The sequence below is a fragment of the Streptomyces sp. NPDC003379 genome (assembly GCF_053589195.1).
In genome coordinates this window covers 83,126-94,168 of the sequence record NZ_JBSFRK010000033.1, presented here as the reverse complement: position 1 = coordinate 94,168, position 11,043 = coordinate 83,126, and the positions used below count along the sequence as shown (strand labels likewise).

General features: G+C 70.6%; 10 protein-coding genes. 7 read left to right on the top strand and 3 right to left on the bottom strand.

Annotated features, from left to right (window positions below):
- Nucleotides 1-72: 72 nt before the first annotated feature.
- Complete coding sequence (gene katG, locus ACWDVB_RS28320) at nt 73-2,304, bottom strand: catalase/peroxidase HPI (RefSeq protein WP_451516075.1); 2,232 nt, start codon at nt 2,302-2,304, stop codon at nt 73-75.
- A gap of 232 nt (nt 2,305-2,536) precedes the next feature.
- Here katG and ACWDVB_RS28315 point away from each other — a divergent pair, with 232 nt between their 5' ends.
- Nucleotides 2,537-2,962: a Fur family transcriptional regulator gene (locus ACWDVB_RS28315; RefSeq protein WP_451516076.1), complete on the top strand. Its 426-nt coding sequence runs from the start codon at nt 2,537-2,539 to the stop codon at nt 2,960-2,962.
- Here ACWDVB_RS28315 and ACWDVB_RS28310 read toward each other — a convergent pair.
- Entirely contained in the window at nt 2,959-4,698 is a 1,740-nt protein-coding gene (locus tag ACWDVB_RS28310) for an acyl-CoA dehydrogenase family protein (protein WP_451516077.1), read from the bottom strand. The genes ACWDVB_RS28315 and ACWDVB_RS28310 overlap by 4 nt on opposite strands.
- A gap of 146 nt (nt 4,699-4,844) precedes the next feature.
- Nucleotides 4,845-5,267, bottom strand: a complete 423-nt coding sequence (locus tag ACWDVB_RS28305) for a YjbQ family protein (RefSeq protein ID WP_451516078.1) — start codon at nt 5,265-5,267, stop codon at nt 4,845-4,847.
- Nucleotides 5,268-5,596: 329 nt separating this feature from the next.
- Here ACWDVB_RS28305 and ACWDVB_RS28300 point away from each other — a divergent pair, with 329 nt between their 5' ends.
- The 6 genes from ACWDVB_RS28300 (at nt 5,597) to ACWDVB_RS28275 (ending at nt 11,041) form a co-directional block, all read left to right on the top strand.
- A complete protein-coding gene (locus tag ACWDVB_RS28300; RefSeq protein WP_451516079.1) occupies nt 5,597-6,517 on the top strand; it encodes an ABC transporter permease in 921 nt (306 codons plus the stop codon).
- Nucleotides 6,490-7,281 carry an ABC transporter ATP-binding protein gene (locus ACWDVB_RS28295; RefSeq protein ID WP_451516080.1) on the top strand — a complete coding sequence of 264 codons (792 nt, stop codon included), beginning with the start codon at nt 6,490-6,492 and terminating at the stop codon, nt 7,279-7,281. Before ACWDVB_RS28300 ends, ACWDVB_RS28295 begins: the two co-directional genes overlap by 28 nt.
- A 47-nt stretch (nt 7,282-7,328) precedes the next feature.
- Complete coding sequence (locus tag ACWDVB_RS28290) at nt 7,329-8,375, top strand: ABC transporter substrate-binding protein (protein WP_451516081.1); 1,047 nt, start codon at nt 7,329-7,331, stop codon at nt 8,373-8,375.
- Nucleotides 8,376-8,377: 2 nt separating this feature from the next.
- On the top strand, nt 8,378-9,586 hold the full coding sequence (locus ACWDVB_RS28285) for an LLM class flavin-dependent oxidoreductase (protein WP_451516082.1): 1,209 nt from the start codon (nt 8,378-8,380) through the stop codon (nt 9,584-9,586).
- 137 nt (nt 9,587-9,723) lie between these two features.
- Nucleotides 9,724-10,560 (top strand): aminotransferase class I/II-fold pyridoxal phosphate-dependent enzyme, encoded by an 837-nt coding sequence (locus ACWDVB_RS28280; protein WP_451516083.1) that lies wholly within the window; start codon nt 9,724-9,726, stop codon nt 10,558-10,560.
- 25 nt (nt 10,561-10,585) lie between these two features.
- Entirely contained in the window at nt 10,586-11,041 is a 456-nt protein-coding gene (locus tag ACWDVB_RS28275) for a hypothetical protein (RefSeq protein WP_451516084.1), read from the top strand.
- Nucleotides 11,042-11,043: the final 2 nt, after the last annotated feature.

Here is an 11,043-nt window from a genome sequence, read left to right as displayed (position 1 = left end):
CTACGAGATCGACGAGATCAACAAGCGACATCCCGGCCGGCCGGGATGTCGTACGCGGCGGGGTCGGGCGGCTCAGACCAGGTCGAACCGGTCGAGGTTCATGACCTTGTCCCACGCCGCGACGAAGTCCTTCACGAACTTCTCCTTCGCGTCGTCGCTCGCGTAGACCTCCGCGACCGCGCGCAGCTCGGAGTTGGAGCCGAAGACGAGGTCGGCGCGGGTGCCGGTCCACTTGACCTCGCCCGTGGCGGCGTCGCGCCCCTCGAACGCGTCCTGCGCCTCCGACGTCGACCTCCACTCCGTGCCGAGGTCGAGGAGGTTGACGAAGAAGTCGTTGGTCAGCGTCCCGGGGGAGGTGGTGAGGGCGCCGTGCTTCGACTCCTGGTAGTTCGCGCCGAGGACGCGCAGGCCGCCGATGAGGACCGTCAGCTCGGGCGCGCTCAGCGTCAGCAGGTTGGCCTTGTCGAGCAGCAGGTACTCGGCCGGCAGGCGGTTGCCCTTGCCCAGGTAGTTGCGGAACCCGTCGGCGGTCGGCTCCAGCGCGGCGAACGACTCCACGTCCGTCTGCTCCTGCGTCGCGTCCACGCGCCCCGGCGTGAAGGGGACCTCGATGTCGAAGCCCGCGTCCTTGGCGGCCTGCTCGACACCGGCGGCGCCGGCGAGCACGATCAGGTCGGCGAGCGAGATCCGCTTGCCGCCGCTCTGCGCGGAGTCGAAGGCCGCCTTGATGCCCTCAAGGGTGCGCAGGACGGTGGCCAGCCGGTCGGGCTGGTTGACCTCCCAGCCGCTCTGCGGCTCCAGGCGGATGCGTGCGCCGTTGGCGCCGCCGCGCTTGTCGCTGCCGCGGAAGGACGAGGCCGAGGCCCACGCGGTGGACACCAGCTGGGACACCGACAGGTCCGAGGCGAGGATCTGCCTCTTGAGGGCGGTGATGTCGGCCGCGTCGACGAGCTCGTGCGTCACCGCAGGGAGCGGGTCCTGCCACACCAGCGTCTCCGCCGGGACCTCGGGGCCGAGGTAGCGCACGACCGGGCCCATGTCGCGGTGGGTCAGCTTGTACCAGGCGCGGGCGAAGGCGTCCGCGAACTCGTCGGGGTTCTCCAGGAAGCGGCGCGAGATCTGCTCGTAGGCCGGGTCCAGCCGGAGCGCGAGGTCCGTCGTGAGCATCGTCGGGGCGTGCGTCTTCGCACCGTCGTGGGCGTCGGGGACGGTCCCTGCGCCCGCACCGTCCTTCGGCCGCCACTGGTGGGCGCCCGCGGGGCTCTTGAACAGCTCCCACTCGTATCCGAAGAGGATCTCGAAGAAGCTGTTGTCCCAGGTGATCGGCGTGTTCGTCCAGATGCCCTCAAGGCCGCTGGTGATCGTGTCGGCGCCCTTGCCGGTGCCGTACGTGCTCTTCCAGCCGAGGCCCTGCTGCTCCATCGGGGCGGCCTCGGGGTCGTCGCCGACGTGGTCGGCCGGGCCGGCGCCGTGGGTCTTGCCGAAGGTGTGGCCGCCCGCGATCAGGGCGACGGTCTCCTCGTCGTTCATCGCCATGCGGCGGAAGGTCTCGCGGATGTCGCGGGCCGCGGCGATCGGGTCCGGGTTGCCGTTGGGGCCCTCGGGGTTGACGTAGATGAGGCCCATCTGGACCGCGCCGAGGGGATTCTCCAGCTCACGGTCGCCGGTGTAGCGCTCGTCGCCGAGCCAGGTGGTCTCGGGGCCCCAGTAGACGTCCTCGTCGGGCTCCCAGACGTCGGCGCGGCCGCCGGCGAAGCCGAAGGTCTTGAAACCCATCGACTCCAGGGCGACGTTGCCGGTGAGGACCATGAGGTCGGCCCACGAGATGCTCTTGCCGTACTTCTTCTTGACCGGCCACAGCAGACGGCGGGCCTTGTCGAGGCTCGCGTTGTCCGGCCAGCTGTTCAGCGGCGCGAAGCGCTGCTGACCGGCTCCGGCGCCGCCGCGGCCGTCACTGATCCGGTAGGTGCCCGCGCTGTGCCAGGCCATGCGGATCATGAACGGGCCGTAGTGGCCGAAGTCGGCGGGCCACCAGTCCTGCGAGGTCGTGAGGGTCTCGGCGATGTCCCGCTTCACGGCCGGGAGGTCGAGGGACTTGAACGCCTCGGCGTAGTCGAACTCCTCGCCGAGCGGGTTGGCGACGGCGGGGTTCTTGGCGAGGATCTTCAGGTTGAGCCGCTCCGGCCACCACTGGCGGTTGCCGCCGCCCTGCGTGGGGTGCGGGGCGCGCGCGTGCGCGACGGGGCAGCCGGACACCTCCTCCGGCTTGGGGTCGGTGACGATCGCGTCATGGTTCTCGGTCATGGAAATCCCTCCGGACGGGGCGGATCACGATGCGGAACTGCGGACGGCTGCACCGTTGGGCTCAGGCCCCACCGGCGGGCCCGGTTGCTGAAGTCACGTGCCGTTTCCCGCTGTTGCCCTGTGCCTTGGCTATCGCCGGATCCGATCCTACGATGGACCAAGTCCAAGTCAATACGACAGACAGGCCCGCACGTACTCATTTGTCGGACGATGCACAGTAAGGCTGGTGGCCATGAGTGACCTGCTGGAACGACTGCGCGGACGCGGCTGGCGGTTGACCGCTCAGCGCCGGGTGGTCGCCGAGGTGCTCAACGGCGACCACGTCCATCTCACCGCGGACGAGATACTCGTGCGGGCCACCGCCCGGCTGCCGGAGATTTCGCGCGCCACCGTCTACAACACCCTCGGCGAACTCGTCTCGCTCGGCGAGGTGATCGAGCTGACCACCCACGGCCGCGCCACGCTCTACGACCCGAACGCCCACCGCCCCCACCAGCACCTGATCTGCTCGGAGTGCGGCACCATCCGGGACGTCCACCCCGGCGGCGACCCCCTGACGGACCTACCGGAATCCGAGAGATTCGGCTACACCGTCTCCGCCGCCGAGGTGACGTACCGGGGCCACTGCCCCGACTGCGCCCGCCCTACGAGCCGCTAGGGCGCCATCTCGTACGTACCGGCCAGCGACTCGACGACCTGCCACACGCGCACCGAGCGGGCGTCGTCGACGACCGGGCGCCGTACCGCGCCCAGGGCCCAGCGCTGCTGTTCCGCGGTGGCGGAGTCCTTGCCGTGCAGTTCGACGGCGTGGGCGGAGAAGTCGCGCACCAGGACCGCGAAGAGCTCATCGAGGACGTCCCCGTCGAGGCCGGTCAGGCGCGCCTGTTCCAGGATCAGCTGGCCGTGCACGACCAGTGCGAACAGCTGGCCGACGGCGAGGAGGAGGTCGAGGTCACGGCTCTGCTCCTCGTCGGGGGCGGCGGTCGTCACGAACTCGCAGAGGGCGTCGGCCTGTTCGCGGAAGCGGGCGACGTTGGGCACCTCGGCGTACGCGTCGTAGGCGGGACGCCAGTCGTGGAAGCGGACGGAGCCCAGTCCCCGGGCCGGTCCCTGCCGGAAGAGGAAGGCGTCGTCGGCCGCGTCGAGGCGGGTCGGGACGGGCTCGTACGGCGCCGGGTCCAGGAGGTGGTTGCGCAGGAACTTCAGGATCAGCGCGAGGTTGACGTGGACCGTGCCCTCCAGCTTGGGCAGACCGCGGATCTCGATCGCCGCCTGGGCGAAGTAGTTGTCCTTCTCGAAGCCCTTGGCGGCGATGACGTCCCACATCAGGTCGATGACCTTCTCGCCCTCCGTGGTCACCTTCATCTTCGTCATGGGGTTGAAGAGCAGGTAGCGGCGGTCGTCGGGTCCTGCGGAGCGGAAGTAGTCGACGGCGCGGTCGCTGAACAGCTTCATGCCGATGAGACGGACGTACGCGTCGGTCAGCTCACGGCGTACGTGCGGGAAGGCGGTGACGGGGCGGCCGTAGAGGATGCGCTGGTGGGCATGGGTGACGGCCTCGTACATCGCGTGCTCGCAGATGCCGATCGAGGCTGTGCAGAGGTTGAACTTGCCGATGTTGACGGTGTTGAGCGCGGCGTCGAAGGCGGCGCGGCCGGTGTGCAGTACGTCGTCGGGGCCGACCGGGTAGTCGTCGAGCCGGAACTCGCTGACGTACTTCGAGGAGTCGACGACGTTCTTCACCAGGTGGTACGCCGGATGGCGGCTGTCGGCGGCGAAGAAGACGTAGCCGTCGGGGCCCTCGACGTCGGTGCGCCGGCCGAAGACGGAGACCAGCCCGGCGGCGTTGCCGTTGCCGATGTAGTACTTGGAGCCGCTCGCCCGGAACCCGCCGTCACCGTCGGGCTCCAGCAGCATGTCGGTGGAGTAGATGTCGGCGCCGTGGGCCTTCTCGGACAGACCGAAGGCGAACACCTCACCCTCGGAGAGGAGTTCCGCCGCGCGCGTACGGGCCGCCGCGTTGTCGCTCTGCCAGACCGGGCCGAGACCGAGGACGGTGACCTGCCACGCGTACCAGTAGTCGAGTCCGTAGAAGCCGAAGATCTCGTTGAGCGCGGCGATCCGGGCGGTGTCCCAGCGCTTGTCCTGGTGCCCGTCAGCGGTGGACGCGGGCGTAGCGGCGGACGCGGGCGTGAGGAAGGTCGCGAACAGCTTCTCCTTGGCGGAGAACTCCAGGAAGTCCGCCAGCCAGGCACGGGAGCGGTAGTCCTCGATCAGCTTCCGCTTGCCGCGGGCCTCGAACCAGTCGACGGTCGCGCGCAGCAACCTGCGGGTCTCGGGGTCGAAGTGCGTCGGGTCGTAGGTACGCGGGTTGAACAGCAGCGCGTCGGCCATGGATGTTCGCCTTTTCCTGGTCGGGGGGCACCGATCCTTCTATGCAATTCGTTGCATAAACAAGTGGCACCGCCTCGGTGAGACACGGCTCACCAGGGAGGTCGCGTGCCTCTTGCCGTCAGCCGGTGGCTGTCAGCCCCTTCCTGTCAGCCCAGGAAACTCAGCCGCACCTTGCGGTCGGGGTTGTCCACGTTCGTGTCGACCAGGCAGACCGACTGCCACGTCCCGAGCTCCAGGCTGCCGCCCACCACGGGCAGCGTCGCGTGCGGCGGGACCAGGGCGGGCAGGACGTGGTCGCGGCCGTGGCCGGGACTGCCGTGGCGGTGCCGCCAGCGGTCGTCGGCGGGGAGCAGGGTGTGCAGCGCGGCGAGCAGGTCGTCGTCGCTGCCCGCACCCGTCTCCAGGATCGCGATGCCCGCCGTGGCGTGCGGGACGAAGACGTTGAGGAGGCCGTCACGGCCGGCCGCCGCCTCGCGCAGGAAGGCCTCGCAGTCGCGGGTGAGGTCGAGGACGGTCTCGGTCGAACCGGTGGTGACCCGCAGGACTCGGGTCGTGAACGCGTCGGACATGGGACCATCCTCCCCCATCCCGCCGCCCATTCCGCGATACGGGGCGTCCGCCTTTCGAGACGTCATTGACCCTGCGTACGCGATCTCGCTACGTTCTGCGGCATGTTGCGTTCAGCCCTGCTCACCACGCGCGGTCACATCGACCTGCTGCGGGTGACCTCCTCCGCGTGTCGCCGCGGCTGCTGACGCCCTCTCACCCGCTTCACCCGCTTTCCCTCTCCCTCCGGCCGGTCGGCCCGCTCCGTCACGCCTTCGCGCTCGCACGATCGCGCTGACGCGCCTCGCCCTCCTCTGCCCTCGCCCTCCCCCGCCCTTGCCATGGAGCGCCTATGAGCATCAGCCATGCCCCGCCGCCGCATGACTCAGCCGATATTTCCGGTATATCCAAGACATCGCCCCCTGGAGACGCACCCGGCTCCGACTCCGGACCCGGCTCCGTACCCGGTCCCGAGCTCGAACCCCTCGTTCCGTCCTCCAGCCGCCGCACTCTCGTCCCCCGCTGGCTGCGCCGCACCTCAGGCCCGGTCCTCCTCCTCGCTCTCTGGCAACTCCTCAGCACCAGCGGCGTGTTGACCAGTGACGTGCTCGCCCCGCCCGGGACCATCGCCCGGGTCGGCGCTGATCTGATCCGGGACGGCTCACTGCCGTCCGCCATGGGCGTCTCCCTGCAACGTGTCGCCGTGGGGTTGTTCTTCGGCACCGTCATCGGCACGGCACTCGCCCTCGTCTCCGGGCTCTTCCGGGTCGGTGAGGACCTCGTGGACGCGGGCGTGCAGATGCTGCGCACCGTGCCGTTCGTCGGGCTCATCCCGCTGTTCATCATCTGGTTCGGCATCGGCGAGACGCCCAAGATCGCCATCATCGCGCTGGGTGTGTCGTTTCCGCTCTATCTCAACGTGTACGCCGGTATCCGCGGCGTGGACGCCCAGTTGATCGAGGCCGGGGAGTCGCTCGGCCTGTCGCGGTGGGGGCTCGTGCGGCACGTCATCCTGCCCGGCGCGCTGCCCGGGGCCATGACGGGGCTGCGTTACTCGCTGGGCATCGCCTGGCTCGCGCTCGTCTTCGCCGAGCAGGTCAACGCCGATTCCGGCATCGGCTTCCTCATGGTGCAGGCCCGCGACTTCCTGCGCACCGACGTGATCGTGGTCTGCCTGATCGTCTACGCCTTCCTCGGCCTCGTCGCCGATCTCATCGTCCGCACCCTCGAAAGGCTGCTGCTGCAATGGCGACCGACGTTCACCGGCCGGTGACCCCCACCCGCTCCGCCCCGGGCCCGGCGTCCGCCGTACGCGTCGACGGGCTCACCCGCTCCTTCGACGGGCGCGCCGTCATCGACGACCTCCACCTCGACGTGCGGCCGGGCGAGTTCGTGGCGCTCCTCGGGCGCAGCGGCTGCGGCAAGTCGACGCTGCTGCGGGTCCTCGCCGGGCTCGACCGCGACATCGCGGGGACCGTGCTCGTGCCGCGCCGCAAGGCCGTCGCGTTCCAGGCGCCCAGGCTGATGCCGTGGAAGCGGGTGTGGCGCAATGTGCTGCTCGGCCTGCCGGGCAGGCCGGACCGGGACGTCGCCGAGCGCGCGCTGTCCGAGGTGGGCCTCGATCACCGTACGAACGCCTGGCCCAAGACGCTCTCCGGGGGCGAGGCCCAGCGCGCCTCGCTGGCCCGCGCGCTGGTGCGCGAACCCGATCTGCTCCTGCTCGACGAGCCGTTCGGCGCGCTCGACGCCCTCACCCGCATCAAGGCGCAGCGGCTGGTCGCCGAGCTGTGGCAGCGGCGCGGCTGCGCGGTGCTGCTCGTCACGCACGACGTCGAGGAAGCGGTGCTCCTCGCCGACCGTGTCCTCGTGATGGACGGCGGTGTCATCGCGTACGAGACGGAGATCGGCCTGGAGCGGCCGCGCGGCATCTCCGACCCGCGCTTCGCCGAGCTGCGCGAGGAGTTGCTCCAGCGGCTCGGCGTCGAGACGCCCCCCGAGACCACCAAGGCCACCGAGGCCGCCGAGGCCGTCGCCTGACCTGCCCCCCTCCCTGCCTGCTCCACGCATCGATCGAACGGAAACCCATGCGACGACCACATCCCGCCCCCGCCGCCCTGCTCCTCCCCCTGGCCCTGCTGCTCGCCGCCTGCTCCGGCACCTCGTCCGCCGGCACCTCGGTGGGCGGCGCGGGCGGCGGCACCGACGGGAAGGGGTCGCTGACTCTCAACGTCGGTGACCAGAAGGGCGGTTCGGAGGCCGTGCTGCGCGCGGCCGGGGAGCTCGACGACCTCACGTACAAAATCCGCTGGTCGACCTTCAGCTCCGGGCCGCCGCTCCTGGAGGCCGTCAACGCCAAGGCCGTCGACATCGGCGCGGTCGGCAACACCCCGCCGGTGTTCGCGGCGGGCGCGGGCTCGAAGATCTCCGTGATCGCCGCGAGCCACGGCACGGCGGCCGGCGAGACGATCCTCGTCCCGAACGGCTCGCCCCTGAAGAAGCCGGGCGATCTCAGGGGCAGGTCCGTCGCCGTGGCCCAGGGTTCGTCGGCGCACTTCCAGCTGATCGCGTCCCTTGAGAAGGCGGGGCTCGGCCTCAAGGACATCGAGGTCAAGTACCTGCAACCGGCCGACGCGCTGGCGGCGTTCACGAGCGGCAAGGTGGACGCCTGGGCCGTCTGGGATCCGTACACCTCGCAGGTGCTGCGCGCGAAGAAGGGCCGCGTCCTGACCGACGGGGACGGCGTCGTGAACGGCCTCAGCTTCCAGGTGGCGGCGCCCGGCGCGCTGAGGGACAAGAAGAAGTCCGCGGCCGTCGCCGACTACCTCAGGCGGCTGCGCAAGGCGCAGGACTGGGTCTACGACCACCCTCGGGCGTGGGCGAAGGTCTGGGCGAAGGACACCGGCCTGCCGTACGAGGTCGCGCTCGACGCGGTCAAGCGCACCAACGGCACCCGGGTCCCGGTGGCCGTGGACAAGAACGTCGTCGCCTCCGAGCAGGACATCGCCGACACCTTCACCGAGCTGAAGCTGATCCCGCGCCGCATCGACTTCGGCGACTTCGTCGACACCCGTTTCAACGGAAATCTGCCGCCCTCCACCAGCGAGCCGCGTACGTACCGCGAGGAGTCCTGACCATGAACGTCCACCTGCACTGGTTCCTGCCCACCGGCGGCGACGGCCGTACCCTCGTCGACCGGCACGCCTACACCGACGGCGGCATCACGCGCTCCCGCGTCACCCCGGTGAGCGGTGTGCGCGCGCCCGACATCGAGTATCTGGCCCAGATCGCCAAGGCGGCCGAGCAGCTGGGCTTTGAAGCGGTGCTGACGCCGACCGGCACGTGGTGCGAGGACGCCTGGCTGACGACGGTCGCGCTCGCGCAGCACACGGAGCGGCTCAAGTTCCTCGTCGCGTTCCGCCCCGGCGTCCTCTCCCCCGTGCTCGCCGCGCAGATGGCGGCGACGTACCAGCGCATCACGCGCGGCCGGCTGCTGCTCAATGTGGTCACGGGCGGCGACTCGACGGAACAGCGGCGGTTCGGCGACCACTTGGACCACGATCGCCGGTATGCCCGAACGGACGAGTTCCTCTCGGTCGTACGAGGGGTCTGGAGCGGCAAGCCGTACGACTTCGCCGGTGAGCACTACCAGGTGGAGGGCGGGCTGACCGCGCTACCGCCGGACCCGCTGCCGGAGATCTTCTTCGGCGGGTCCTCGGCGGCCGCGGGTCCGGTCGCGGCGCGGCACACGGACGTATATCTGACCTGGGGCGAGCCGCCGGAGCAGGTCAAGCAGAAGATCGACTGGATCCGGGGGCTCGCCGAGCGGGAAGGGCGTACGGTCCGCTTCGGCATCCGGCTGCACACCATCTCCCGCGACTCCTCGGCCGAGGCGTGGGCGACCGCGAACCGGCTGCTTGACGACCTCGACCCGGACACCGTCGCCGCGGCCCAGGAGGCGCTCGGCCGCAGCGAGTCCGTCGGTCAGCAGCGGATGCTCGCGCTGCACGGCGGCTCCCGCGACCAGCTGGAGATCGCGCCGAACCTGTGGGCCGGTGTCGGGCTCGTGCGCGGCGGCGCGGGTACCGCCCTGGTCGGCAGTCACGCGGATGTCGCCGACCGGATCGAGGAGTACCACGCGCTCGGCGTCGAGCACTTCGTGCTGTCCGGCTACCCGCACCTGGAGGAGGCGTACTGGTTCGGCGAGGGTGTCATCCCCGACCTGGCGCGGCGCGGCCTGCTGCCGCGCGTCCCGGCGTCGCCGCTCGCCGGGGTGCCCGCGGCGAACGGGCGCCCCGCGTCGGCTCCGGGGGGCGCTCCGCTGCTGGTGACGGGCGGGCGCTGAGCCTTGGGTGTCGAGTCCGGTTCACTTCCCCTGGTGAATTGGTGAATCCTTCCCGGACCTGCCCGCCTCTTATCTGCGTACCGGCCGAAGGGGCCGGCGGAACCGGGAGGGAACACACGACGGTCACCGGCCTCGTAGTGATCGGAGTCCTGCTCATGGGCGCGTGCGTCCGGCACCTGACGCGGCGCTGCAAGAGTCGCCTCGCGGCGCTCGCCTCGCCCGGCGAGCCCGTCTGCGTCACGCCGCCCACCTTCGAGCTCTACGCCCACTTCGCCCGCCTCCTGCGGCTGCCCGTCGTCGAGGCACCGCTGCGCGGCGACGACCTGTCCGGGCTCGACACCGAGCGGATCCTGGCGGCGGATCCGCGGGTGACGATCCTGTGCGATCCGAACAACCCCGTCGGGACGAGGCTCGACCGGGCGCGGGTGGTCGACCTCGTCACGCGTACCCGCGGCCTTGTGGTGATCGGCGAGGCCTACGTCGAGTTCAGCGAGCACCCTTCGTACGCCGGTCTCGTCGCACGGCACGACAACCTCATCGTGCTCAGGACCCTTTCGAAGGCATGGGGTCTGGCCGGTGCGCGCTGCGGGATCGCGCTGGCCCGGCCCGGGATCGTCGACGCGCTGCGGCGCGTGCAGGTGCCGTTCGGTTTCACGGACGCGTCCCAGCGCGCCGTGCGGGACCGGCTGACCAACTCCCGCCGGGCGCTCGCCGCCATGCGGCTCATCCGTGCCGAGCGCGACCGGATGGCCGCCGCCCTGGCCGGTCATCCGGCGGTGGAGCGGGTGTTCCCCTCCGAGGCCAACTTCCTGCTGGTCCGGCTCCACCGGCACGAGCGCGTGATGGCACAGCTCCGCGACGCGGGAATCATCGTCGCCGACACCGGGCGGCTCGTCCCCGCCACGTGCCGCGTCTCCATCGGCACCCGGCGCGCGAACGACATCCTGCTCGACGCGCTCACCTCGGCGCTCTGAACAGACACCCGAAAGGAGCCAGTTCGTGGGCAACGACTCATCCGCCGCCTCCGCCTCCGCCCCCTCCTCCGATGCCCCTCTCACCAGCACCCTCGTCGCCGAAGGGTTCGCTCGCTGGAGCCCCGAGCTGCACACGGAGTTCGACAACAACGCCCACCGCGACCGGGCGGGCCAGACGCTGGTGCACGAGACCGACCTGGTGCGCGTCTGGGAGACCCACCTCCAGCCCGGGGAGCGCCTTCCCGTTCACCGGCATGTACGGGACTACTCCTGGACGGCCCTCACCGGCGGCCGGGCCCGCCGGCACGCGAGCGACGGCACCAGTCGGGAGATCTCATACGTCCGCGGCCAGACCCTGTACTTCCGTTGCGACGGCGGCCGCCACCACCTCCACGACCTCAAGAACATCGGCGACGACGTGCTGTCGTTCCTGACGGTGGAGATCAAGGGCGGGGCGGGGGAAGATCCCGGACCCCGCTGAAG

Excerpts from the sequence above, each read along its gene's own strand:
- ACWDVB_RS28295 (WP_451516080.1), top strand. The coding sequence starts at position 6,490 with ATGGCGACCGACGTTCACCGGCCGGTGACCCCCACCCGCTCCGCCCCG.
- ACWDVB_RS28285 (WP_451516082.1), top strand. The coding sequence starts at position 8,378 with ATGAACGTCCACCTGCACTGGTTCCTGCCCACCGGCGGCGACGGCCGT.
- ACWDVB_RS28305 (WP_451516078.1), bottom strand. The coding sequence starts at position 5,267 with ATGTCCGACGCGTTCACGACCCGAGTCCTGCGGGTCACCACCGGTTCG.
- ACWDVB_RS28310 (WP_451516077.1), bottom strand. The coding sequence starts at position 4,698 with ATGGCCGACGCGCTGCTGTTCAACCCGCGTACCTACGACCCGACGCAC.
- ACWDVB_RS28315 (WP_451516076.1), top strand. The coding sequence starts at position 2,537 with ATGAGTGACCTGCTGGAACGACTGCGCGGACGCGGCTGGCGGTTGACC.
- katG (WP_451516075.1), bottom strand. The coding sequence starts at position 2,304 with ATGACCGAGAACCATGACGCGATCGTCACCGACCCCAAGCCGGAGGAG.
- ACWDVB_RS28290 (WP_451516081.1), top strand. The coding sequence starts at position 7,329 with ATGCGACGACCACATCCCGCCCCCGCCGCCCTGCTCCTCCCCCTGGCC.
- ACWDVB_RS28300 (WP_451516079.1), top strand. The coding sequence starts at position 5,597 with ATGAGCATCAGCCATGCCCCGCCGCCGCATGACTCAGCCGATATTTCC.